The sequence below is a fragment of the Streptomyces sp. NBC_01233 genome (assembly GCF_035989305.1).
Taxonomy (GTDB): Bacteria; Actinomycetota; Actinomycetes; order Streptomycetales; family Streptomycetaceae; genus Streptomyces.
The window spans coordinates 9644694-9668115 of the sequence record NZ_CP108514.1; the positions used below are offsets into that span (position 1 = coordinate 9644694).

Consider the following 23422-nt stretch of genomic DNA (forward strand, 5'->3'; position numbering starts at 1 on the left):
CCCGCCCAGACCGCACTCAGGGGTGCCCCCATGGCCCACGCCAGCTATCAAGCCGTTGCCGCGACCCATCCCCGGATCCGCCGGGACGTGCTGTTCACCGAGACGCCGGACGGCGTGCTGTTCCACAACGCGGACGGCGGCTTCCGCCTCACGGCCAAGTCCGCGTACCGCTTCGCGACGCTGATCGTCCCCCACCTCACCGGCGAGCACTCGGTCGCCGACCTGTGCCGGGGTCTCGGCGAGGCGCAGCGGACGATGGTCGGCGACCTCGTCCGGACCCTGTACGAACGGGACTTCGCCCGGCCCGTCACCACGCCCGCCGTACCGGCGGCCGGGCAGGCGGTGCCCGCTCCGGACGTGGCCCGTCGGTACGCCCCGCAGATCGCCTACGCCGACCACTACGCCGACGACGCCGAGGCCCGGTTCCTGCGCTTCCGGGAGACCCGGGTGGCCGTACTCGGCGAGGACGACGTGGCCCGCTGGTGCGCGTCGAGCCTGATACGCAACGGCTGCGCGGTCGTCGGCGTACTGCCGGGCCCGGGCACCTCGGCGCTCGATGCGGAGGCCGCGGAAGCCGTCGCCGACGGCTGCCCGGTCGAGCTCCGCACGCTGCTCCCGGCCGCCGGCCACGAGCCCACCTGGACCGAACTGGCCGACTACGACCTCGTGGTGGTCACCGGCGGCCGGACCGCCCCCGCCCGGCTGCTGCCGCTGCTGCGCGCCGGCATCCCGGCCGGCCGCACCCTCCTCCCGGCCTGGTCCTACGGCTCCGACGCCGTGATCGGCCCCCTGATGGCCTCCGGCACCCCCGGCTGCTGGACCTGCGCCGCGCTCCGGCTCGGCGCTGCCGTGGGCCGCGACACCGCTGCCGCGGCCGAGCTGTGGAGCACGCTGGCCCTGCCCGGCAGCCCCGCGGCGGCTGGCCCGGAGCCCGGGCGGCCGCTGGCCGCGATGATCGGCAACCTCCTGGGGTACGAGGTCTTCCGCACCACCTCGGGAGCCCTGCCCGCCGAGACCGCCGGCCAGGTGATCGTGCAGGACATGGCCTCGCTGGACGTCACGGCGGAGCCGCTCCTCGCACACCCGCGGTGCCCGTTCTGCGCGCCGGGCGAGGAGGCGGCGCGGGAGGCCGTGGCGCCCGTGGACCTCTCCTCGGCAGGCACCACCGGGACGCCCGCCCTGCCCACCCTGGAGACCGCGCGCGAAGCGGACGCCCTGGTCGAGGAGTTGAACCGGCGCTCCGCACTCGTCCGTCCGTACGCCGGCGTGTTCACCCGCTACGCGGACGAGCCGCTCACCCAGCTCCCCCTCAAACTCGGTGTGGTGGAACTGGGCATCGGCCACGCGGGCCCCCGGGCGATCGCGGCCTTCGACGTCCACCACGTCGCCGGGGCGCGGATGCGCGCGCTGGACGCCGCGGCCGTGGTCTACGCCGAGCACGTCGTCCCCGCCCACGGTGTCGTGGCCCGCGCCGAAGGGGCTGTCGCGGAGGGCTCGCTGACCGTCGCCTCCGGTCTGCCGGGCACGGCCGGCGCCTGGCAGCAGGCCGTCTCGCTCGTCACGAAGGAGCCCGTGCTCGTGCCCGCGGGTGCGGTCCGCCCCTTCGGCCCGCACAACGGCGACCGGCTCTTCGAGCGCACCCGGGCCGGCGCCGGCGCCGGACCCTCGCCCGCCGACGCGGCCGCCGCGGGACTGCTGTCCGCCCTGGCGCACGACGCCCTGCTGCGGGCTGTGCGCGGGGCCGCGGCCGCGCCCGTACCGCTGACGGACGAGACGCCCGATGCCGAGCTCGCCTTCCTCGTACGGTCGGCGGAGCGCCTCGGCCTGGACGTCGAGCTCCTGGACCTCGGCGAGGGCGCACGCTCCGGGGCACAGGTGCTGCTCGCGCGGGCGGGGGCGCGCTGGGCCGCGGGCGCGGACCTGGACCGGCAGGCGGCGACGGTGGCCGCGCTGCGGGACCTGCTGGGCGCCGTGCAGTACGAGCGGGACGACGCCGCGCCCGGCGGACCGGCCGACACCGGTGATCCGCTGCTGAGGGACCTCGACGCCCGCACGCTCACGGTGTCCGCCGACGCCCGGCCCGTGGCCGGCGGCGAGGTCGCCGGCTGGTCCGCGGTGCTGGACCGGCTGCGGGCGACGGGCCGTGACGCCTACGTCGTCCCCACCGGGGCCCCGGATCTGGCCTCGGCCGGACTGCACACCGCCAGAGTGCTGCTCACCGCCGCCGCCCAGGAGCCGGGCGATGACCACTGATCCGCTGACCACCGATCCGCTGACCACGGACCCGCTGCACACGCCGCCGCAGGCCGCCGACCGGCTGACCGCCGGCCCCGAGGTCGCCGACGCGCTCGGCCCGGACGCGGCGGCCCGCTTCACCGCGCTGCTGGAGCGCGCCCTCGGCCTGCTCGGCGGGCCTAGGGTGACGCTGGCCGCCCTCGGGTTCGGCGACGCCTTCGCCCGGCCCGCCCCCGCGTCGGGCGACGGGGCGGCCGTCCCCGTCCACCTGTACGGCCACCAAGCCGTCGTCGGGCCGCCCGGTGGCTGTGCCCGGTGTCTGGAACGCCGCTGGCAGGCGGTACGGTCCGTCGCGCTCCGCGACGCCCTGGAACTCGGCGGCGGCACGCTGGCCGCCGGCGACTCGCCGTACGCGCACGCCTTCGCCGCCCAGGCGCTGGCGGCCCTGGTCGCAGCGGCCCACGATCAGCGGCCCGGCGACCCGGTGACCGGCGGCGGTGGCTTTCCCGAGGTCCGGCTGCTGGACCTGCGGACCGGCCGCGTACGCAGGTACCCGCTGGTCCCCGACCCCGAGTGCCCGGTGTGCGCGGCGCCGGGGGAGGACACCGCGGAAGGGGCGGTGCCGGCGCTGGCGCCCGCGCCGAAGTACCGGCCCGGGGTCTTCCGCACCCGCCCCGTCGAGTCGTACGGCATCGACGTGGCGGCCTTCGCGAACCCGCTGTGCGGGGCACTGGGGCCCTCCCTCGTCCAGGACGTCTCCTCCACCTCCACCTCCGCGACCATCGGCTGCTTCTCGATGCGCTCGGGCGCGTACCTGCGCGAGACGTTCTGGGGCGGCCACACCGACTCCTTCGCGCGCAGCGCGCACGTGGGGGTGCTGGAGGGGCTGGAGCGCTACGCCGGGATGCGGGCGCGGGCGAGGACCACGAGCGTCACCGGTTCGCTGAACCGGTTCGGGGCCGACGCCGTCGACCCGCGGGATGTCGGGCTGTACAGCGAGGCCTTCCACCGGGAGAACCCGCGCGTGCGCCCCTTCGAGCCGGACCGGGAGATCGCCTGGGTGTGGGGCTGGTCGCTGCGCGACCGGGTGCCCCGCCTGGTCCCGGAGATCCTGACGTACTATCACGCGCCCGGCCTGGAGAACCGGTTCGTTCAGGAGAGCTCCAACGGCTGTGCCTCCGGGGGCAGTACGGCCGAGGCCGTCTACTTCGGGCTCATGGAGGTCGTGGAACGCGACGCCTTCCTGCTCACCTGGTACGGGCAGCAGCCGCTCCCCGAGATCGACCCGGCGAGCAGCTCCCGGCCGTCGACCCGCGCGATGGTCGACCGGCTGGCGATGTACGGCTACCGGGCCCGGTTCTTCGACACCAGGATCACCTTCCCCATCCCCGTCGTGACGGCGGTGGCCGAGCGCTTCGACGGCGGCCCCGGCCGGATGTGCTTCGGTGCGGGAGCCGGTCTCGACCCGGAGTCCGCCCTGGACTCGGCGCTCTGCGAAATCGCCACGGACGCCGTCAACCTGCCCGGGCGCACCGAGCGCGACGAGGCCCGGCTGCGCGCCATGGCAGCCGACTTCGGCCTGGTCACGGCGCTGCACGACCATCCGCTCGTGTACGGGATCCCGGAGATGGGCCGGCACGCGGACTTCCTGCTGCGTCCGCCCGGCCGGGAGCCCGAGCGCCCGCGAACGGTGGCCGACCTGCGGTGGCCCGACGCATGGGGCTCTGCCGCTTCCGAGGACGTGCGCACGGATCTCGAACGGTGCGTGTCGGCGGTGACGGCGGAGGGCTTCGACGTCGTGGTCGTCGACCAGACGATGCCCGAGCAGCGGGCCCTCGGCCTGCACACCATGAGCGTGCTCGTCCCCGGGCTGCTCCCCATCGACTTCGGGTGGTCCCGGCAGCGGGCCCTCGGCATGCCGCGGATGCGGACGGCCCTGTTCACCGCCGGGCTGCGCGAGCGCGCGCTGGAGGCCGGCGACCTGAACCCGGCCCCCCACCCCTTCCCCTGACCCGGCCGCCGCCACCGGCGTCCCACCCGAACGTAGGAGGACCCATGGGCTACGCCCATGTCTACGCCCACGCGATCATGCACCGCGGCCGGGTACCGATGGAGCCCGTCGACTTCGTGCCCGACTGGGCCGACCGGCCCCGCAAGGCCAAGTTCCACCCGGACGCCGAATCGCTACCGCTACCGGCTGCGCTGACGGACGCAGTGGCGCAGCGGCCTGCGACGGGGTTCACCCTGCCGCTGCTGTCCGGGCTGCTCGGGGACTCGTACGGGCTGACCGGACGGCGTCTCGCGGTCCAGGCCAACACCGACCTGGCCGCGCTGCCGCACTACACGCATGCGAACTGGTCGCGGGGCACCGCCTCGGGCGGCGGGCTCTACCCGGTGGCCGTCCACTGGGCGGCCGGGCCGGGCGGGCCGCTGACACCGGGGCTCTACCACTACGCGCCGCACCAGCACGGGCTGCGACGCCTGCTGACGGGCGATGTCACCGGGCAGGTCAGGGTAGCCCTCGGCCCCGGAGCGGGGGCGGCCGCGGAGGCCACGCAGTACCTCGTCCTCAGCGTCAAGTACTGGCAGAACGCGTTCAAGTACAACAGCTTCTCCTTCCACGCCGTGAGCATGGACGTGGGTGCGCTGGTGCAGACCTGGCGCCTGTGGGCGGCGCAGTACGGGCTGCGGATCGACCCGGTGCTGTGGTTCGACGAGGAGAGGCTGGCCCGGCTGCTGGGCGTGGCGCCCGAGGAGGAGGGCGTCTTCGCGGTCGTGCCGCTGACGTGGGAAAGCGGGACGGAGCCGGGGGAGAGCGCGACGGCGCCGGGCGAGAGCGTGCCGGTGCCCGGGGCGGTCGGCGCCGCGGACGCCGTCGTCCGCCACCGGGACGTCGAACGCTCCCGGCAGGTCCTCGTGTTCGAGACGCTGCTGCGCATACACGAGGCCACCGCCGGGCGGGCCGCCGACCGACCGGCGGTGGGCCTGCTGGAGCAGGCCGCCGCGTTCCCGCCGCGGGGCGCCGAACCCCAGCCGCTGCCGCCGCCCCCCGCGCCGCCGGCCGGCACCGGGCGGGCCCTGCGCGAACGCCGCAGCAGCTTCGGCCGCTTCGACGCCTCCCGGCCGGTCGAGGCCGACCAGTTCGCCGCCGCGCTGGCCGACTGCGCGGCCACCCGGTACGGCACGGAGGCCGAACGCCCGGACGGCCCCCCGCTGACCTCGCTGTACGCGTTCGTCAACCACGTCGAGGGCATCGCCCCCGGCGCGTACGCTTACGATCCCGCCGCGCACACCCTGCGCCTGGTGAAACCGGGCCCACCGGGCCCCTTCCTCCAGCGCACCTACTTCCTCTCCAACTACAACCTGGAACAGGCCGGCGCGGTGCTCGTCCCGACGGTCCGCACCACGGCGGTCCTGGACACCGTGGGCGACCGCGGCTACCGCCTCGTCGGCGGCACCATCGGCGCCGTCGCGCAGACCTTCTACACCACCGCCGCGGCCCTCGGCCTGGGCGCCGGCGTCGCGCTCGGCTTCGACAACATCGCGTACGTCGAGGAGTTGGGGCTGACCGGAACCGGCGAGGCACCCCTGCTGATCATGCTGCTGGGCCACGAGCGCCCGCGGCCGGCCGACTTCCGCCACGAAATAGCCTGAAGGGAGGGACCATGAACACCACCGAGTGGCACGCGGGCGACCGGTTCATGCTGCGGGTCGCGGGGCTGCCGCTGGCCGCGGTCGACGCCCTGTGCGCCGCGGACACCCGCCGCTGGGCCGAGGACGTCCTCACCGCCGAGGCGGCACTGCGCGAGGGCGCCGCGCGGCTCGGCGACGTGCTCCACGGGGCCGTCGGAGCCACCGACCCGGCCCCGGACGGCCCGGGCGCGCTCCGGCGCCGCGCACTGCTGCGGCTGCGCCGCCAGATCCACAACGGCCGGCTGCCGGCCCGTCCGGACACCTCGACGGAGACGGCCGTGGAGGCCGTCGCGGTCGTGGACGAGGCCTCCGCAGAGCAGTTGGCCGGCTGGCTGCACCGGCGCCGGCTGCTCGACAAGCTGCTGGCCCAGGGTCGGCCGCTGCTCACCGCGGACCTGGCCCGCAACCGGGCCGCACTGCGTCAGCTGGTGGCAGACGACCGGCTGCGGCTCGGTCTGCTGCTGGCCTCCCCGGTGCTCGAGGGCCAGCTGGACGGCTATGCGCGCACCGAGGGCGTGCCGACCGGGCGGGCACGCAAGGCCGAGCGGGCGGTCCTCTCGTACGTGTACCGCACGGCCTGCAAGACCAGCCCCTTCAGCACCTTCACCGCGGTGGCGACCGGCCGCTTCACGGACGGTGCCGGAGCAGGCGGTGCGGGAACAGGCGGTGCGGGAACAGGTTGCCGGCGCGGGCCGTGCCGGAGCGGACGGCATGCGGGTGGCCGACGAATGGACCAGCCACGTCCGCCTCAACGTCGTCGTCCTCGCCCGGCTCGCGGAGCTGATCCTGGCCGATCCCGTCCGCCGCCGGGACCTGCCGCTGCGCCCGGCCTCGGGCTGGGGCCGCGAGGAGGACCGGATCCGCTACGTGCGGCGCTCGGTCACCGCGGGCGACGACGCAGCCGCCGTCACCTTCGACGCGGTCAAGGACCGGCTGTTCTTCCTGCGCCGCAGCGGCACCCTCGACCGCCTCCTCGGCCTGTTCGCCGAGCGTCCCGAGCTGCGGCACCAGGAGCTGGCCGACTGGCTGGCAGCCGAGCACGCAGCCGACCCCGCCGACTGCGAGGCGTACGTCTGCGCCCTCCTCCAGCTCGGCGTGGTGCGCGTGCCCTGCCTCGACACCGAGGTGCACAGCGGCGACCCGCTGCGCTCCTTCCAGCAGTCGCTGACCTCGCTGGAGCGGCCTTGGGCCGACCGGCTCGCCGCCCTGCTCGAAGCGCCCGCGGCAGCCCTGGCGGCCTACCCCACGGCCGGGCACGCGGAACGGGCCGGGCTGCTACGGGTGCTGCGCACCGGGCTGCACCGGGTCCAGGAGGAACTCGGCGCACCGGAAGCGGCCCTGCCGCAGACCCTGCTGTACGAGGACGTGAGCGCGGGCCGCGACCTGCCCTGCCCGCCCCGGGACTGGGCGGCGCTGCGCGCGGTCGAGCGGATCCTGCCCGCCTTCGACCTCACACTGGCCCAGCGGATCACCTTCGAGGGGTTCTTCACCGCGCGGTACGGCGCCGGCGGCCGCTGCGAGGACCTGCTGGGGCTGGTGCACGATTTCCACGAGGACTTCTTCGACCAGTACCTGTCGTTCACCGCGCGCCGCACGCCCTTCGACGAGCACGGCGCATACGTGCCCGAGGAGAACTGGCTGGGCCTGCCGGGCATCCGGGCCCTGGACGCGGCGCGCCGGGCGTTCACCGGCCGGATGCGGCAGGCCTGGGCGGCGTACGAGGGCACCGACGTCCTTCGCCTCGACGAGGCGGACCTGACGGCGGTCGCGGACGAACTCGGCGCGGTGACACCTGACTTCGCGCCCCGGTGCCACCACCTCCAGCTCGCCGTCGATCCCGCCGACGGCAGCCCGCTGACCGTGCTGAACCGCTCGTACGGTGGACTGTCCTTCCCCTTCAGCCGGTTCACGCACGTGCACGACGGGCCGGGTGGGTCGGAGCCCGGCTTCTCCGCGGAACTGCGGGCCACGGCAGACCGGATCACCCCGCCCGGCGCGGTCCTCGCCGAGGTCACCGGCGGCCCGGTCACCACCAATCTCAACCTCCACGGCCGGCTGACCGACTACGAGATCGTCTGCCCCGGCGAGAGTGGCACGCTCCCGCCGGAGCGCCGGCTCCACCTCGACGACCTGTACGCCGAGCACGTGCCGGCGACCGGGCGGGTGGTGCTGCGTTCGCGGCGGCTGGGCTGCCAGGTGATCCCCGTGTACCTCGGCTACCTGGTGCCGCTCGCGCTGCCCGCGATCCCGCGCACGCTCCTGCTGCTGTCCCCGTCGTCGATGTCGCCGCTCGACGTGTGGGCCGGCGTGCCCGAGGGGCCGGCGCGCGACGACGTGACCGCCCGGCCCCGGGTGGTGCACGGCGACCTCGTGCTCAGCCGGCGCAGCTGGACCACCACGGCGGGCGGCCTGCCCGTCCAGGGGGCCCGGGAGGCCGGACACTTCCTCGACTGGCAGCGCTGGCGCCGCGCCCACGGCCTGCCGGAGCAGGTCTTCGCGACCGTCTCGGCAGGCCCCTCGGCCGCCGGGGCCAAGCCGCAGTACGTGGACTTCGCGAGCCTGCTCTCGCTCGCGGCCTTCGAGACGCTGCTGCGCGAACCGGCGCACCGGGTCGTCTTCCGCGAGATGCTCCCCGACCCCGACGGCCTGCACGTGCACTCGGCGCGCGGCGCCCACGTCGCCGAACTGGCCGTCGAGACCTTCACCACGACCATCCGAGACCAGGAAGGCGGCACGCGATGTCCGAGCTGACCCCGTCCACCCCCGGCGCACCCGCCGAGACCCGCGGCGCCTGGCAGGCCCTGCACATCTTCTACGCCGCCAACCCGCAGCCCCTGCTGGTGCAGTGCGTCCGGCCGCTGATCGCCGGGCTCACCGCCGACGGGCTGCTCGCCGGGCACTTCTTCATCAACTACTGGCTGGAAGGGCCGCACGTACGACTGAGGCTGCGGCCGGCCACACCCGAAGCCGGGCCCGAGGTGCGGCGGCGCGCCGAGGAGGCGGTCGCCGCGTTCCTCAAGGCCCGGCCGGCCCTGTACGAAGTCGACTCCGGATTCCTCAACGAGTTCTACAACACGCTGTTCGACATCGAGTTCCCGGAGGGCGACCGCGCCGCATTCATGGGCCCCGACGGCCGGATGAACCTGCGGCCGAACAATTCGTGTTCCCGGGAACCGTACGAGCCCGAGTTCGGGAAGTACGGCGGCCCGGCCGGCGTCGAACTCGCCGAATGGCATTTCGCCCGCTCCAGCGATCTGGTCATCGATGCCCTGCACCGCATGAACCTGCACCTGCGGACCGTCCTGCTCGGCACCTCCGCCCAGCTGATGATGGTCATGGCGGGCGTCTTCCTGCCGGGGCGCGAGGAACTCACGGGGTACCTCGACCGGTACTACGAGTTCTGGCACCAGGCCTTTCCCGGCACCGGGTTCATCGGCTCCGAGGAGTACGACCGGACCTACGAGCAGACCGCGCCCGGGCTCGGCCGCCGCTTCACCGCCGTGCGCGAGGCGCTCGCCTCCGGAGAGACCCGCCGGCTGCCGGCCTTCCTCGCCGGATGGGCGGAGCACTGCCGGGAGCTGCGCGAGCGCGCGCAGGCGCTCGCCGTCGCCGGGGACCTGGTCTTCCGCTCGTGGGACGGCACCCGCGACGAGCAGGTGACGGATCCCGCCGTGGCCCTGCCGCTGCTGCTGTCCCCGTATATGCACATGACCAACAACCGACTGCACGTCACCATCCGCGACGAGGCGTACCTGGCCCATCTGCTGGGCCGGGTACTGCGGGAGAGCAAGGGCGAGGGTGAGCGCAGGAGCGAGGGCCGGACCGAGGGCGAGGCGGTCGCCCCGTGACCGGCCCCGCACCCACCCCCGCGCCGGGCCCGGCCGGGCTGCTGGAACACCGGCCCGCGCTGCGGCCCGAAGTCCTGCTGTCCGCCCCGCTGCTCGACGGGCCGGCCACCGTCCACCTGGTCAAGGACCCGGTGTCCGGAGCCTCGTTCGAGATCGGACCCAAGGAGTTCTTCCTCGTCTCGCGGCTGGACGGCTCCCGCAGCCTGGCCGAGATCGGCACCGAGTACGGACACGCCTTCGGGCGGCGGCTCGGCGAGGGCAACTGGCAGCAGTTGCTGGCCCTGCTCGGCACCCGCCGGCTGCTCGCGGGCGGCCCGCCGCCGCCCGCACCCGCGCCGCCCGGCGGACCACTGCAGGGCACGCTGCTCCGCGGCACGCTGCGCCTGGTCGCGGACGCCGACGCCACCACGGCCCGGCTGCACCGCGCACTGCGCCCGCTGCTGCACCCCGTGGTGCTCGGCCCCCTGCTTCTGGGCTGCCTCGCCATGGAGGTCGTACTGGCGGCGTCGTTCGGTGAACTCGCCGACGCCTTCGGGTGGTTGCTGCGCCATCCGGCAGCCCTGACGGCGGTGGCCACGCTCATGTGGCTGAGCACGGCCGTGCACGAGTTCGCGCACGGCGTCGCGGCCCGCCACGTCGGCGGCACCGTGGGCGAGATCGGTCTGCGGTGGCGGCTGCCCGCCGCCATCATGTACTGCACCGTGGACAACTACCGCTTCCTGGAACGACGTCGGCACCAGGTGGCGGTCGCCTCCGCGGGTGCCTTCGCGAACCTGCTGTTCCTGCTGCCCTTCTTCGCCTGGTGGGCCGCGCTGCCCGGGGGCGACCCCACCCGGCGGATGCTCGCCGCGCTCCTGCTCGCCGGCAGCGCGCAGGCACTCGTCAACCTGATCCCCCTGCCACCGCTGGACGGCTACACGATGCTCGGCCACGGCCTGCGCGTGACACGGCTGGCGCCCGCCAGTTCGGGGTACCTGCGTCTGCGGGTCCGCGACCGGGCGGCCGCCGCCGCGTACCCGCCGAGAGCCCGCCGGCTCTACCTCGGATACGGCATCGGTTCCGCCGTGCTCGTCCTCCTGCTGGCGGCCGGCCTCACGGGAGCCGTCTGGTACGCCGTCACCACCTGACCCCACGAACCGAATCAAGCACGACACACAGAGGGACGCACGACCCATGACAACTGACAGCACCCAGCCGCCCGACTCCCCGGCCATCGCCGTCCAGGACGTACACAAACGCTACGGCGACCGCAGGGCGGTGGACGGGGTGTCCCTCGACGTGCGCCGCGGCGAGTTCTTCGGGCTGCTCGGCCCCAACGGAGCGGGCAAGACCACCCTCATAGAGATCATGGAGGGGCTGCGGCAGGCCGACGACGGCACGGTCCGCGTCCTCGGCCAGAGCCCCTGGCCCCGCAACACCGCCCTGCTGCCCCGCATGGGAGTGCAGACCCAGGCCTCGGCCTTCTTCGTACGGCAGAGCGCGCGCGAGCACCTCGTCACGGTCGCCGGCCTCTACCGCTGCGACCCCGCGGCCGCCGACCGCACGCTGGACAGCGTCGGGCTCACCGAGCAGCGCGACGTCATGGTGGAGAACCTCTCCGGCGGCCAGCGCCAGCGCCTGGCCATCGCCTCCGCCCTCGTCCACAGCCCGGAGCTGATCTTCCTGGACGAGCCGACCGCCGCCCTGGACCCCCAGGCCCGCCGCGATCTGTGGGAGGTGCTGCGCGCCCTCAAGAGCGCGGGCCGGACCATCGTCTACACGACCCATCACCTCGACGAGGCCGAGGCGTTGTGCGACCGCGTCGCGATCCTCGTCGGCGGCCGGATCGCCGCCCTCGACTCGCCGCACCGGCTGGTCGCCGCGGCCGGTGCGCCGTCGCGCCTGCTGCTGCCGGTGGGCCGGATCGCCGTCGACGAGGCCGCGGCGCTGCCGGGTGTGGACCGGGCCGTCCTCCAGGGCGGCTCCCTGGTGCTGGAGACCACGGCGCCGGGCAGGGTGCTCCAGGCCGTGGACGCACTCACGGGGCTGGACGGGGTGATGACCCGTACGGCGACGCTGGAGGACGTCTACCTCGAACTCACCGGCGCCGCAGCACACCCCGGCCCCCGGATCGGCCCCCAGGCAGGCCCCCACACGCAGACGGAGCACCAGGCATGAGCGCATACACGGCCCTGACCGCAGCCGGCTACCGGGCGCAGGTCCGGGACAAGGCCACCCTCTTCTTCACCTTCGCCTTCCCGCTCCTCTTCCTGGTCGTCTTCGGCCTGATCTTCAGCGGGCAGGACGTCGCGGAGACCGGCCGCCCCTACATCTCGTACATCGCGCCCGGGGTGATGTCGTGGGGCGTCGCCAACGCGGCCGTCTTCGGCATCGCGTTCACGCTCATGCAGTGGCGGCGCGACGACCTGCTCCGGCTGATCCGGCTGACCCCGACCCCGCTGACCACCGTGCTCGCCTCGCGGTACGTGCTGGCCCTGGCCGTGGGCGTGGTGCAGGCCGCGGTGTTCGTCGCCGTGGCGATGCTCCCCGGGTTCGGGCTGGTCCTGGACGGGCGCTGGCCGCTGGTGCTGCCCGCCCTGGTCCTGGGAATCACGGCGTTCCTCGCGATCGGCGTGATCGTCGGCACGTACGCGAACACCCCGGAGGCCGTGGCCGCCATCGCCAACTGCCTGATGGTGCCGATGGCGTTCCTGTCCGGCTCGTTCCTGCCGCTCGACATGATGCCGTCGTGGCTCCGGTCCGTCTCGCGCGTGCTGCCGCTGCGCTACCTGAACGACGCGGCGACCGGCGCGCTCACCGGCACCGGCTCCCTCACCGCCATCTGGACCGGATGGGCGGCCCTGCTCGGCTTCGCCCTCCTCTTCGGTGCGATCGGGCTGAAGACCTTCCGCTGGAGCAACCGGACATGAAGACGACCTCCGCACGTCCGCTCGCCCCCGACGGGACGCCCCTGGAGGCGGCGAGGCGGGACCTCGCCCGGGCGCTGGAGCCGCTCGGCGCCGTCGTGGTGACCCTGGGCGTCCACGACGCCCTGGGGCCGCGCACCGCCGATCCGTTCGCGACGGTCCGGCCCGGCGCGAGCGTGCACCTCACGGCGCGCGAGGTGCTCGTCGGCCCCTGGGGCGGTGACGGCACCGCACCGGCGTGCGGCCAGTGCCTGGCCATGCGCCGCCAGCGGCTGCGCAGCCGCAGCGAGCGCGACGCACTGGAGACCGGCCTCGGGCCGGGCACGCCCGCCGGCCCCGAGTGGCCGCGGCTGTCCCCGTACGCGCACGACGCGGTGTACGCGCTGCACGAGGCCGTCCACGGCGGCCGGGCCGGCGCACCCGCAGGGGAGGCCTCAGACCGGACCCTGCCCCAGGTGTCCCGGCTGGACCTGGGGACGCTGCGGATCCGCACGTACCCCCTGCTGGCCGACCCGCTGTGCCCGGACTGCGGCCCCCGGGGCACCGACGCACCGCGGCCCTTCGCGCCCGCGTCCCGGCCCAAGCCCGACCCGGGCGCGCAGCGGCTGCGGGCCGCCTCCTCGTACCCGATGCCGTACGCGGCCCTGGCCAATCCGGTGACGGGGGTGCTCGGCGGCGGCACCTGGCTGGGCGTCACCTCGCCGACCACCGCCCCGGTCGCGGGGAGCGCCTTCATGCGCGGGTACGCGGGACTGACCGACGTCACCTGGAGCGGGCAGGCCAACAGCTTCACCGCGAGCCGCGACCTCGCCCACCTGGAGGGGCTGGAACGGTACGCCGGCACCCACCGCCGCACCGGGAACACCCTGCTCACCGCCTCGTACGCAGAACTGGGCGAGCGCGCGCTCGATCCGGCCGAGTGCGGCTTCTACGCCCCCGGGACCTACCGCGACGACCCGCTCGTGTCCCCCTTCGACCCGGAGCGGCCGATCCCGTGGGTGTACGGGCACTCGCTGCGCGACGACCGCCCCCTCCTGGTCCCGGCCCGGCTGGTGCACTACAGCGCGGGGGTCGCCGCCGACAACTTCGTCTTCGAGTGCTCCAACGGCTGCGCCATCGGCAGCTGCCCGGAGGAGGCGCTGCTGGGCGCGCTGCTCGAACTCGTGGAACGGGACGCGTTCCTGATCGCCTGGTATGCCGGACTGCCGCTGACCGAGATCGACCTGGCGACGGTGCCGGGAACGGCGGTGCGCACGATGGCCGACCGGGCGGCGCTCCAGGGGTACGACGTGCACGCCTTCGACAACCGCATCGACCTGGCCGTGCCCGTCGTGACCGGGCTCGCGGTGCGGCGCGACGGCGGCCCGGGACTGTTCTCCTTCGGCGCCGGAGCCGCGCTCGACCCCGCGACGGCCGTGGAGGCGGCCCTGTCGGAGGTGCTCACGTACATTCCGCACCTGCCCCGCCAGGTCGAGGAGCGGCGCGGCGAACTGGAGGCGATGGCGGGGGACTTCAGCCGCGTCCTGCACCTGAAGGACCACGCCCAGCTGTACGGGCTGCCGGCCATGGCGGAGCACGTGCGGCCCTACCGGGAGCCGGCGGCCGTGCGCGCGATGGACGACGCGTACCGGTCCTGGACGGAGCACGGGCGGCCGCGGACCGGCGATCTGCGCGACGATCTGCTGTGCGTCGTGGACGAGTTGACGGGGGCGGGCCACGACGTGATCGTCGTCGACCAGACCACGCCGGAACAGCGGCGGATCGGGCTGCACACGGTCTGCGCGGTGGTGCCCGGGCTGGTGCCGATCGACTTCGGCTGGTCCCGGCAGCGGGCCCCGCACCTGCCGCGCCTGCGGAGCGCGCCGCGGCGCGCGGGGCTGCGGGCGGCCGACCTCACCGACGCGGACATCCGCAGGGTCCCGCACCCCTTCCCGTAGCTCCCGCACACGGGCGGATGCCCCGGTCCTCGCATGGGCGAGGGCCGGGGCATCCGTGCGTCCGCTGCCCGACGGGTCAGGCGGAGCAGGAGGTGGTGCTGGTGGTCGAGGAACACGTCGAGGTGGAGCTGCAGCTCGTGGAACCGGCGAGCACGACCTCGCTGGCGTCCGAGTAGTCCGAGATCTCGAAGGTCTCGGACTCCAGCTCCAGGATCTCGTCCGCGAGCGAGGCGAGCGGCGACTTCTCCATGATGACTCCTTCTGCGTGGGGGCCGGCACGGACTGTGCCGTGCCCGCACCCATCAGAACCGGTGCCGCCTGCAGCGGACCCGTCGTACCGCTGACACTCCGCTGACACGAGATGTCAGCGCCCTGTCCTACCCGCTCCCGCCCCGCCGGCCGATCATGGCGGGATGACCGGCCACGCACCCGCACCGCTCGCCCTCGCCCGACTGGACGCGCACCTGCGCGACATGACGACGTTCTACCTGGAACTGCACCGGGATCCGGAGCTGTCCGGAGCGGAACGGCGCACCGCGGAACGTTTCGCCCGGCGACTGGAGTCGGCGGGCTGCGCGACCACGCGCGGCATCGGCGGACACGGCGTCGCCGGGGTGCTGCGCAACGGCGACGGCCCCACGGTCCTGCTGCGGGCCGAACTCGACGCCCTGCCCGTGCGGGAGACGAGCGGGCTGCCGTACGCGGCCGACGGCGAGGCGGCCCACGCCTGCGGGCACGATCTGCACCTGGCCACGGCGGCGGGCACCGCCGCGCTGCTGGCCGGCGCGCCACAGGCCTGGCGCGGCACCCTCCTGGTGGTGGGACAGCCGGCCGAGGAGACCCTCGAAGGGGCCCGGGCGATGCTGGCCGACGGCCTCTACCGGCGGTTCGGCCGCCCGGACGAGGCCCTCGCCCAGCACGCCGCGCCGCTGCCGGCCGGGATGGTCGCGCACGCGTACGGGCCCGTGACGGCCGGCAGCGTCACCTTCCGGGTGGTCGTGCACGGCCGGGGCGGGCACGCGGGCGCCCCGCACCTCGCCGTGGACCCCGTGGTGGCGGCGGCCCACGTGGTGACCCGGCTCCAGACGGTGGTGGCGCGGGAGGCCGCCCCGGCGGAGCAGGTGGCGGTGACCGTCGGCTCGTTCCGGGCCGGCGACCGGGCGAACGTCATTCCGGACCGCGCCGAACTGGCCCTCACCGTCAGGGCGGTGAGCGAGTCCTCGCTGGCCCGGGCGGCCGAGTCCGTCGAGCGGATCGTCCGCGCCGAGTGCGCGGCCGCGGCCTGCCCCCGGGAGCCAGAGATCGTCCGGACCTCCGCCTCCCCGGTCACCCACCCCGATCCGGGGGCCACTGCGGCCCTACGGGAGGCGCACGCGGCCGAGTTCGGACCGGAGCGGGTGACGATGTGGCCGCCCTCGCTCGCGACGGAGGACTTCGCCCTGTTCGGCGACGCGGGCCTGGACGTGCACGGCGAGCGGGGCATCCGGCTCGGCTACTGGATGCTCGGCACGGTCGGCCCGGCCGCATGGTCCCGCGCCCCCGGAACGACGGCGGCCGAGAAGCTGGCCGCCCTGCCGGCCAACCACGCACCGGACTTCGCCCCCGACGCCCGCACCGCCCTGCCGGCCGGCATCCGCGCCCTGACGAGCGCGGCACTGGCCCGGCTCGGTCCACCCTGACGGAGGCGGGGGAGCGGAGTTCCGGTGTCCGGGCCCGCGTCTTCGGCCGTGGTCGTGGCCGTGCCCGTGCTGCTCGCACAGCCGGTCCACGAGCGGGGCGGCGTGGGCGAGGGCGCCGCCCGCGCGGACGATCCCCGACCTCGAACGGCTCCGCCGCTCGCGCGCGTTCCCCCACGACTGGACGGCGGTGCGCGGCGATCCCCGCCCGGCCGGCCATGAGAGGCCGTGCACGGTTCGGCTTCAGCAGTCGAACACCGACCAGCAGATGCCGTTGCGCAGCCGCTGGTCGTCAAGTACGAGCTCGCGGATCATCTCCGGGAGCTGATCGCGCTGCCACCGGCACTCGAGTCGTCCTGCGGTCTCGCTCCCGCCTTCCGCTCCCGCCTTCCGCTGCCGCTGCACGTGCGGCCTTGATCGCGTAGGCGGCCGCGCCGAGCTCGTGCGCGGCGACGTGGGCGACGGCCCCGGCCTGGCCGGCGGCGTACGCGGCATGCCGTGCTGCCCCACGCAGGTCTCTGGCTGCCCCCATCGCATGGCCGCCCGCCGCGCGAGCCTGCATCATCTTGACCTCGCCACGCGCCCAGGCCCGGGCGTGCTCGATCGCCTGACGCGGTCGCGGGTCCCCGGGCCGGGCCGACTCGAAGAGGCCGAGGACGTGCTCTGCACAGGCGGCAGCCCATAGAGCGAGGAGACGGTGATCCGCATCAGTGAGAGTCCCACCACGGCGGATCGTCACGAAGCGGGGGTCGCGGACCTTCGGGAGGATCATGACGTGCACTCCCTCCTGCGCACATCGGCGCGCCGGAGGGCGCTCGCTGCGGTGTGCCCTGTCGGCCGGTCAGCCGCCTGGCGCAGGGAATGATCCAGAGTGCGCATCAGCCGGGCGACACGACTGCCGCCGCCTGCCGCCGGCGGGTAGCGGCAGAGCACATAAATGAGCACGGGTGTCGCACGCTGCCGCGACCGTTCCAGCAGGGCATCCCCGATCGCGGGATCACCGCCTGCCTCCATCTCCCCGATGCACGCCGCACTCGCGGAGGCCCGCAGGATGTGGCCGACCTGGCCGGCCTGGGCGATGGGGTGCAGGTATGCGGCCGATGCGGCGTCACCGGCGGATCGCGCGGCCAGCCGCGCGGCTTCGGAGGGTGCGGAGCGGGCGGCTCGATGAGCGTCGAGGGAAGTGGAGCGCTGCAATTTCGTCCTGTTGGCACCGTTGACGAACGCCCAGGCCGCGTCGATCGCCGCACGGGGGCGCGGATCACCGGGAACAGCCTGCTCGAAGACCGACAGGACGTCCTCTGCGTGCCGGACCACGTAACGCGCCACGACGCGCAGCTCGTCCATCGTCAGATCGAAGTCTCCGGACACGGTGTGCGTGCTCTGTGTCATGACCCTCAATCGTATCCTTGAACACCCGGTGGAGACTCTGCGACGCATTCTCCGCTCACCCGCGTCGAAACCCTCAACGGAGGTCACATGCGGCCCGTGGACCTGGCCCGCCGCCATGGCCTCTCCACGCAGGCGGTCCGCAACTACGAGGAGGCCGGCATCCTCCCGCCGGCCCACCGCAGCCGGACGGGGTACCGGGACTACACCGCCACTCATGCCGCCGGCCTCGCGGCCTACCTGGCGCTGGTCCCTGCCTTCGGCTACTCGACGAGCCGACGCATCATGCATGCCGTCACCGGCGGCCGGCTCGACGAAGCACTGGAGTACGTCGACGCCGGGCACGCCCTCCTGGCTCGCGACCGCAACACGCTCAGAACCGTCGAAGCGGCGCTCTCACACCTCGGAGCCTCCACCCCGGATGCAGCGGCCGGCACCCGGACGCCGTACAGCACCGGTGAACTCGCCCGCCACCTCGCGCTCAACCCGGCCACCCTGCGCGCCTGGGAACGCGCCGGAGTCCTCACCCCACAACGTGACCGGCGCGGGCACCGCCGGTACCTCGCGCAGGACGTGCGCGACGCCGAACTGGCGCACCTGCTGCGCCGGGGAGGCCAGCCCCTGGGCGCCATCGCCACCGTCCTCGGAGAACTCCGCGACGCGGGCAGCCTCGATGCGCTGGCCAGGACCCTGGAAGGGTGGCGGCGCGACCTCACCTCCCGCGGAACGGCCCAGCTGTACGCCGCCGGTCAGCTGTCCGCCTACCTCGACTCCTTGGACGGATCGGCGAGAACCGGCTCAGCCCCGGGGCGCGGACCCCACTGACGTTTCCCGATGCCCGGACCACCGACATCTCCAAGCCGGACGGCAGTGCGCCTTCACTTGGCCCGGCCGCCGCTCAGCCGGCGGATCCGGGAGCGGGAGGCCGACCCCGGATGTCGGCTCTTCGACCGGGTCCCCACCGGGGCGCGGCTCACCCCGGCCGGCGAGGTGGTGCTCGCGGAGGCGCGGGACCTTCTGGAGCGCGCCGAACGGACCCGCGAGCGGGTCAGCGCCGCGGAGGCCGGACGGGTTCTCGTGCCCGGCGTGGTCGCGGGCGCCGGCTTGGAGGCCGGACCGCCGACTCTGGCCGCGCTGCGGCGCGCGTGCCCCGGAGTACGGGTCCGGCTGCGCGAGGCGCCCGTCCCCGAGCCCTCGGCCGGACTGCGCGAGGACCGGGTGGACCTGGCGCTGACCCGGCTGCCCTTCGACACCGCGGGGCTGACGGTGTGCCTGCTCGGCGAGGAGCCGGTGGCGGCGGCGTTCCCGCCGAGGATCCGCTGGCGGCCCGGGCCGGGGTGCGGGTCGCGGAGGGGTCACGGTGTCACGGGAGGCCGTGTGCCACGGCCGCCTGGACGGCTTCGAGACCCGCAGCCGGCTCCGCGAGCCGGGCTCCGGGGAGGGCCGGGCCCACTGGACCCGTTCCTGACCACCTGACGCGTCGCGACCCCCCTGCCCCGGCGTCCCACCGCTACGGGCCGTCCTCGGCGTCAGGTCCGCGGCCGGCGGGTGGCCCGCCAGGTCGGACGGCGGCGGGAGAGACGCGGCCCCCGCCCCGTGGGCGACGGCGTGGCCAGCGCGAACGTCACGGTGATGTGGGCGCCGCCCAGCGGGCTGCGCGTGATGCGCATCGCGCCGCCCGTCGCGGTCGAGGCCCGTTGCGCGATGTCGAGCCCCAGCCCGGTGGAACCGGTGCTGCTCCCACGCGAGAGGGCCCGGTCCGGGTCCGGGATGCCCGGCCCGCCGTCCTCCACGACCAGCTCCACGGCGTGGGCCGTACGCGCGACGCGGACGCCGAACGGGGTCCCGGACGGGGTGTGCCGGAAGATGTTGCCGATGAGCGCGTCCACCACGGCGGCGACGTCGTCCTCGGAGAGGCCCACGGCCGTGGGTTCCTGGGTGAGGTCGAGGGAACAGCACCGGTCCTGCTGCTCCGCCAGGACCGCCCAGAAGGCGGTGCGGCGGCGGACGACGTCGGCCGCCTCGCAGCGGGGTCCGGGAGCTCCTGTACCTGCGGCGCGGTCGCCCGTGAGGGGTTCGGCGGCGAGCATGCCCTGGCCCATGGGTCCCACGGCGAGCGGAGTGCGCGCCGTGGCGATGATGGCCTGGAGTTCCGTCTCCAGTTCGCCGACCGCCGCTTCGACCCTGGCCGATTCCGGTGTGCCTGCCATCCGCTCCGATGCCAGGTGCAGGGCGGTCAGCGGGGTGCGCAGCCGGTGGGACAGGTCGGCGACGAGTTCGCGCTCGACGGCGAGCAGTTCGGTCATCCGGTGGGCCATCGCGTTGAAGGCCACACCCGCCTCGCGCAGTTCCTTGGGGCCCATCGGGTCCACACGGGTGTCCAGGTCGCCCTGACCGAGGGCGCGCGATGCCTGCGCGAGCCGCTTCGAGGACCTGACGACCTTCGCGCCGAGGCGGTCGGCGACCAGCACGGATCCGCCGATCAGTCCCACGGCGAGGAAGAGCATGACCGCCCACGACTCCTTGACGCCGCGGGTCAGTTCCTCCTCGGGCACGAAGTTCTCGATGACGGCCACCTGCTCCCCGGGAAGCACCACGGGCTGCAGGCATATCCAGCCGTGCGGAATCTCCTGCGAGATGGACTCGCGTCCCCGCTGTGCCCGTTCGAGCAGTTCCGCGGGGGCCTTGGAACTGCCGAGGGGCCCGGTGTCCGGCAGATGGACCACCAGGTGCTCGGCGGCGTCCAGGCTCGCGGCGGACTCCCGCAGCGCCGCCGGGTCCGTGGTCAGCGCGAGGACGGGCGCCAGGGCGGCGGCACGCTGCTCGGCCGCGGTGACGCCCTGCTCCTTGACGAGCGACATCACCAGTGCGGCCAGCGGTATGAGGAAGGAGAGGGCGACCATGGAGGTCACGGCGAGCGCCACTCCGGCAAGTGAGCGTCTCAACGCGGCGCCACCAGTTTGATGCCGACGCCGCGGACGGTCAGCAGGTACCGCGGGGCCGCCGCGCGTTCGCCCAGCTTGCGGCGCAGGGACGACAGGTGCACGTCGACGGTCTGGTCGTCCACGTACGGCTCCCGCCAGACCTCGGTCAGCAGACGTCGCTTGGAGACCACCTGGCCGGTGTGGTGGGCGAGGAACGCCAGCAGGTCGAACTCCCGGCGGGTGAGGCGGAGCTCCCGGCCGGCCAGGTACGCCGTGCGCGCGCCCGGGTCCACGGCCAGTTCGCCCACGGTGGTGGGGCGCAGCGGTTCGGCGGCCGGTGCCACCGGTGCGCCCGCCGGGGCACCGGCCGGCGGGACGTGGCTCGTGCGCCGCAGGACTGCGGACAGGCGCGCGACGAGCTGCCCCCCGGAGAAGGGCTTGACCAGGTAGTCGTCGGCTCCCGCGTTGAGGAGCTTGATGATTTCGGTCTCGTCGTCGCGGGCTGTGGCCACCAGTACGGGAACGGAGGATATGCCGCGGATCATGCGCAGTGCGTCTCCTCCGTCCAGATCGGGCAGTCCCAGGTCGAGGACGACCGCGTCGACGGGCGCCTGGGTCACCTCGCGCAGGGCGCCGAACCCGTCGCCCGCGCTGCGCACGGCATACCCGTGCTCCGCCAGGACCTCGATCAGTGACTGGCGGATGCTGGGGTCGTCTTCGACGACCAGGACGCTCGGCATGGGCACACCTTAGGGGCTCCTGCGCCTAGTGGGCGTCGAAGGTCGGGCCGTCACCGGTGACGCGCAGCTGCACGGGGCGGTCGGAGACCGGGATGGTGCAGCCCTCCTGGGTGCTGCAGGTCGCGTAGCCGAGCAGCAGGGTCGCGTTCCCGTCCCCGTCGGCGCGGACCGGCAGGGTGGTGGTGACGGGGCCGTCGGGGTAGACGGGGACCGGGGCGTCGACACCGGGCACGCTGATGGACCGTACGTCTTCGGTGGCCGTCAGCCTGCCCTCCGCCGTGAGGACCCCCGAGACGGCCATCGCGGTCGGGCGGCCCACGTCCTCGATGCCGGTCGTCGGCAGGTCGATGCTGTAGAGGTGGAACCCCTTGCGCTCGGGCGTGAAGACCGCGGTGACGGTGCCCTTCGAGGCGTGCCAGTCGGAGACCGAGAGGGTGACGGTGACCCCGTTCTCGGTGAAGCGCGTCGTGGGCGCGGTGGTGCCGGCCCCGGCGCCGGGGCCCTTGGCGGGCTGCTGGCCGCATGCCGCGAGCGCGGCCAGGGAGACGAGGGCGGCCGCGATGCGGGCCTTCCGGGAATGCCTGACATGCGTGGAAAGGTTCATGGGCGTCTCTGCACTTCTGTGTCACGTATCACGGGATCGGATCGGTTCTTCGTCTTCGAGGCGTACGAAGGCTCTAGAGGGCCGTGCTGAAGTTCGCGCTCCACAACTGCATGCGGTACACGAGGTCGTTCCACACCCCGGTGGCCAGCAGGACGCCGACGAGCACGAGCATGCCGCCGCCGATCCGCAGCACCCACGGGTAGTGGCGTTTGACCAGGCCGAACGCGCCCAGGGCGCGCCGGAACGCGAGCGCCGCCAGGAGGAACGGCAGGCCCAGCCCGAGGCAGTACGCCGCCATCAGCAGGGCGCCGCGGGCCGCGCTCGCCTCGGTCCACGCGAGCGCCTGGACGGCGGCCAGCGTCGGACCGATGCACGGGGTCCAGCCGACCGCGAACACCGCTCCCAGCAGGGGCGCCCCGGCGAGCCCGAGAGCGGGGCGCCGGTGGCTGCGGAACTCCCGCTGGGTGAACCCCGGCAGGAACCCCATGAAGGACAGCCCCATGAGCACGGTGAAGACGCCGAGCACCTGGGTGACCATCTCCTGGTGGGCGAGGAGGGTACGGCCGAAGTAGCCGAACAGGGCGCCTCCGGAGACGAGTACCGCGGTGAAGCCCAGGACGAACAGCAGCGCCCCGGTCGCCATGCGGCTGCGGCGCCCGCCGCGCGCGTCCGCCAGATCGGCGACCGACAGGCTGGTCACGTAGCTGAGGTAGCCCGGTACGAGCGGCAGTACGCACGGCGACAGGAAGGAGACGAGTCCCGCGACGAACGCCACGGGGGCAGCGATCGCCAGCGTGCCGTTCACCAGGGAGGGGGCGTCCGCGAGGGCGAGCGTCCGGTACACGGCCGCCGTCCCCGTCACGACTCCTCCTCCACCACGCGCGCGAGCAGGGGCCGCAACTGCTCCTCGGTGACGGCGCCGCCGATGGCGACGGCGATGCGTCCGCGGCGGTCGATCACGAGGGTCGAGGGGATCGCCTGCGGGTTGAGCAGCTCGGGAGGGAAGCGGAGCAGGAGTTCGCCGGAAGGGTCGTGGAGGCTGGGGAAGCCCAGGCCGTGCTCGCGTACGAACGACCGGGCCGCCGTACGGTCCGGGTCCCGCGTGTTGATGCCGAGGAACCGGACCTCCCCGGCCGGGGTCTCCCGGCTGAGCTGCGCCAGGTCCTGGGCCTCCGCCCGGCAGGGGCCGCACCAGGAACCCCAGACGTTGAGGACGACGACGTGGCCCCGGAACCCGGCGAGGCCGACCGGCTCCCCGTCCAGGTCGTCGCCGGCCAGCGCGGGCGCGTCACGCCGGGCGCCGGGGTCCAGGACCTTCGCCTCGGCGGCCCTGGCCACGCCCGCCCGGCCGTCCGGCGCCCCGGCACCGCCGTCGTCCGTCACGAGGCCGGCGAGGAGCAGACCGGCCGCCACCACGAGGCCCGCCCCGGCCGGAACCACCACGGCCCTGCGGACCGATCGCCTCATTCG

19 protein-coding genes and 2 pseudogenes are annotated in these 23422 nt (G+C 74.5%); 13 read left to right on the forward strand and 8 right to left on the reverse strand.

Annotation, left to right across the window (positions count from 1 at the left end):
- Positions 1-30 precede the first annotated feature (30 nt).
- From OG332_RS44355 to OG332_RS44400, 10 genes and pseudogenes are all read left to right on the forward strand, one after another.
- Positions 31-2253 carry a TOMM precursor leader peptide-binding protein gene (locus OG332_RS44355; protein WP_327418757.1) on the forward strand — a complete coding sequence of 741 codons (2223 nt, stop codon included), beginning with the start codon at positions 31-33 and terminating at the stop codon, positions 2251-2253.
- A complete protein-coding gene (locus tag OG332_RS44360; RefSeq protein WP_327418758.1) occupies positions 2243-4246 on the forward strand; it encodes a TOMM precursor leader peptide-binding protein in 2004 nt (667 codons plus the stop codon). The genes OG332_RS44355 and OG332_RS44360 overlap by 11 nt, the downstream gene beginning before the upstream one ends.
- A 44-nt stretch (positions 4247-4290) precedes the next feature.
- On the forward strand, positions 4291-5889 hold the full coding sequence (locus OG332_RS44365; RefSeq protein ID WP_327418759.1) for a SagB family peptide dehydrogenase: 1599 nt from the start codon (positions 4291-4293) through the stop codon (positions 5887-5889).
- A gap of 47 nt (positions 5890-5936) precedes the next feature.
- Positions 5937-6506 (forward strand): annotated as a pseudogene (locus OG332_RS44370) (lantibiotic dehydratase); the annotation flags it as partial.
- Positions 6507-6594: 88 nt separating this feature from the next.
- Positions 6595-8679 (forward strand): lantibiotic dehydratase, encoded by a 2085-nt coding sequence (locus OG332_RS44375; protein ID WP_327418760.1) that lies wholly within the window; start codon positions 6595-6597, stop codon positions 8677-8679.
- A complete protein-coding gene (locus OG332_RS44380; protein WP_327418761.1) occupies positions 8667-9776 on the forward strand; it encodes a lantibiotic dehydratase C-terminal domain-containing protein in 1110 nt (369 codons plus the stop codon). The genes OG332_RS44375 and OG332_RS44380 overlap by 13 nt, the downstream gene beginning before the upstream one ends.
- The gene (locus OG332_RS44385; protein ID WP_327418762.1) at positions 9773-10903 is read left to right on the forward strand and encodes a M50 family metallopeptidase; all 1131 of its coding nucleotides are present in this window, start codon (positions 9773-9775) and stop codon (positions 10901-10903) included. The genes OG332_RS44380 and OG332_RS44385 overlap by 4 nt, the downstream gene beginning before the upstream one ends.
- Before the next feature lie 46 nt (positions 10904-10949).
- Positions 10950-11933 (forward strand): ABC transporter ATP-binding protein, encoded by a 984-nt coding sequence (locus tag OG332_RS44390; protein WP_327418763.1) that lies wholly within the window; start codon positions 10950-10952, stop codon positions 11931-11933.
- Positions 11930-12685 (forward strand): ABC transporter permease, encoded by a 756-nt coding sequence (locus OG332_RS44395; protein WP_327418764.1) that lies wholly within the window; start codon positions 11930-11932, stop codon positions 12683-12685. The genes OG332_RS44390 and OG332_RS44395 overlap by 4 nt, the downstream gene beginning before the upstream one ends.
- Positions 12682-14619: a TOMM precursor leader peptide-binding protein gene (locus OG332_RS44400; protein WP_327418765.1), complete on the forward strand. Its 1938-nt coding sequence runs from the start codon at positions 12682-12684 to the stop codon at positions 14617-14619. The genes OG332_RS44395 and OG332_RS44400 overlap by 4 nt, the downstream gene beginning before the upstream one ends.
- Positions 14620-14695: 76 nt before the next feature.
- Here OG332_RS44400 and OG332_RS44405 read toward each other — a convergent pair whose 3' ends face one another.
- Positions 14696-14869: a thiazolylpeptide-type bacteriocin gene (locus tag OG332_RS44405; protein ID WP_007268044.1), complete on the reverse strand. Its 174-nt coding sequence runs from the start codon at positions 14867-14869 to the stop codon at positions 14696-14698.
- Between the two features lie 163 nt (positions 14870-15032).
- Here OG332_RS44405 and OG332_RS44410 point away from each other — a divergent pair, with 163 nt between their 5' ends.
- On the forward strand, positions 15033-16298 hold the full coding sequence (locus OG332_RS44410; RefSeq protein ID WP_442816311.1) for an amidohydrolase: 1266 nt from the start codon (positions 15033-15035) through the stop codon (positions 16296-16298).
- Positions 16299-16538: 240 nt separating this feature from the next.
- Here the strand turns inward: OG332_RS44410 and OG332_RS44415 are convergent.
- Positions 16539-17067 (reverse strand): annotated as a pseudogene (locus OG332_RS44415) (putative immunity protein).
- Positions 17064-17687: a putative immunity protein gene (locus OG332_RS44420; protein WP_327418766.1), complete on the reverse strand. Its 624-nt coding sequence runs from the start codon at positions 17685-17687 to the stop codon at positions 17064-17066. Before OG332_RS44420 ends, OG332_RS44415 begins: the two are co-directional and overlap by 4 nt.
- Positions 17688-17774: 87 nt before the next feature.
- Here OG332_RS44420 and OG332_RS44425 point away from each other — a divergent pair, with 87 nt between their 5' ends.
- Together OG332_RS44425 and OG332_RS44430 are read left to right on the forward strand one after the other, a co-directional pair.
- On the forward strand, positions 17775-18509 hold the full coding sequence (locus OG332_RS44425) for a MerR family transcriptional regulator (RefSeq protein ID WP_327418767.1): 735 nt from the start codon (positions 17775-17777) through the stop codon (positions 18507-18509).
- A gap of 45 nt (positions 18510-18554) precedes the next feature.
- Complete coding sequence (locus OG332_RS44430) at positions 18555-19160, forward strand: LysR family transcriptional regulator (protein WP_327418768.1); 606 nt, start codon at positions 18555-18557, stop codon at positions 19158-19160.
- Positions 19161-19213: 53 nt separating this feature from the next.
- Here the strand turns inward: OG332_RS44430 and OG332_RS44435 are convergent, their stop codons facing one another.
- The 5 genes from OG332_RS44435 to OG332_RS44455 form a co-directional block, all read right to left on the reverse strand.
- Positions 19214-20629 carry a HAMP domain-containing sensor histidine kinase gene (locus OG332_RS44435; protein WP_327418769.1) on the reverse strand — a complete coding sequence of 472 codons (1416 nt, stop codon included), beginning with the start codon at positions 20627-20629 and terminating at the stop codon, positions 19214-19216.
- Positions 20626-21348 carry a response regulator transcription factor gene (locus OG332_RS44440; protein WP_327418770.1) on the reverse strand — a complete coding sequence of 241 codons (723 nt, stop codon included), beginning with the start codon at positions 21346-21348 and terminating at the stop codon, positions 20626-20628. Before OG332_RS44440 ends, OG332_RS44435 begins: the two co-directional genes overlap by 4 nt.
- Before the next feature lie 25 nt (positions 21349-21373).
- On the reverse strand, positions 21374-21952 hold the full coding sequence (locus OG332_RS44445; RefSeq protein ID WP_327418771.1) for a hypothetical protein: 579 nt from the start codon (positions 21950-21952) through the stop codon (positions 21374-21376).
- A gap of 73 nt (positions 21953-22025) precedes the next feature.
- On the reverse strand, positions 22026-22814 hold the full coding sequence (locus tag OG332_RS44450; protein ID WP_327418772.1) for a cytochrome c biogenesis CcdA family protein: 789 nt from the start codon (positions 22812-22814) through the stop codon (positions 22026-22028).
- Positions 22811-23419, reverse strand: coding sequence for a TlpA family protein disulfide reductase (locus OG332_RS44455; protein WP_327418773.1), 609 nt, complete (start codon positions 23417-23419; stop codon positions 22811-22813). Before OG332_RS44455 ends, OG332_RS44450 begins: the two co-directional genes overlap by 4 nt.
- Between the last annotated feature and the right edge of the window lie 3 nt (positions 23420-23422).

Bases quoted from the DNA above. Each gene is read 5' to 3' on its own strand.
- OG332_RS44355 (WP_327418757.1), top strand. From the start codon at position 31: ATGGCCCACGCCAGCTATCAAGCCGTTGCCGCGACCCATCCCCGGATC.
- OG332_RS44360 (WP_327418758.1), top strand. From the start codon at position 2,243: ATGACCACTGATCCGCTGACCACCGATCCGCTGACCACGGACCCGCTG.
- OG332_RS44365 (WP_327418759.1), top strand. From the start codon at position 4,291: ATGGGCTACGCCCATGTCTACGCCCACGCGATCATGCACCGCGGCCGG.
- OG332_RS44380 (WP_327418761.1), top strand. From the start codon at position 8,667: ATGTCCGAGCTGACCCCGTCCACCCCCGGCGCACCCGCCGAGACCCGC.
- OG332_RS44390 (WP_327418763.1), top strand. From the start codon at position 10,950: ATGACAACTGACAGCACCCAGCCGCCCGACTCCCCGGCCATCGCCGTC.
- OG332_RS44395 (WP_327418764.1), top strand. From the start codon at position 11,930: ATGAGCGCATACACGGCCCTGACCGCAGCCGGCTACCGGGCGCAGGTC.
- OG332_RS44400 (WP_327418765.1), top strand. From the start codon at position 12,682: ATGAAGACGACCTCCGCACGTCCGCTCGCCCCCGACGGGACGCCCCTG.
- OG332_RS44405 (WP_007268044.1), bottom strand. From the start codon at position 14,869: ATGGAGAAGTCGCCGCTCGCCTCGCTCGCGGACGAGATCCTGGAGCTG.
- OG332_RS44410 (WP_442816311.1), top strand. From the start codon at position 15,033: ATGACCGGCCACGCACCCGCACCGCTCGCCCTCGCCCGACTGGACGCG.
- OG332_RS44420 (WP_327418766.1), bottom strand. From the start codon at position 17,687: ATGACACAGAGCACGCACACCGTGTCCGGAGACTTCGATCTGACGATG.
- OG332_RS44425 (WP_327418767.1), top strand. From the start codon at position 17,775: ATGCGGCCCGTGGACCTGGCCCGCCGCCATGGCCTCTCCACGCAGGCG.
- OG332_RS44440 (WP_327418770.1), bottom strand. From the start codon at position 21,348: ATGCCGAGCGTCCTGGTCGTCGAAGACGACCCCAGCATCCGCCAGTCA.
- OG332_RS44445 (WP_327418771.1), bottom strand. From the start codon at position 21,952: ATGAACCTTTCCACGCATGTCAGGCATTCCCGGAAGGCCCGCATCGCG.
- OG332_RS44455 (WP_327418773.1), bottom strand. From the start codon at position 23,419: ATGAGGCGATCGGTCCGCAGGGCCGTGGTGGTTCCGGCCGGGGCGGGC.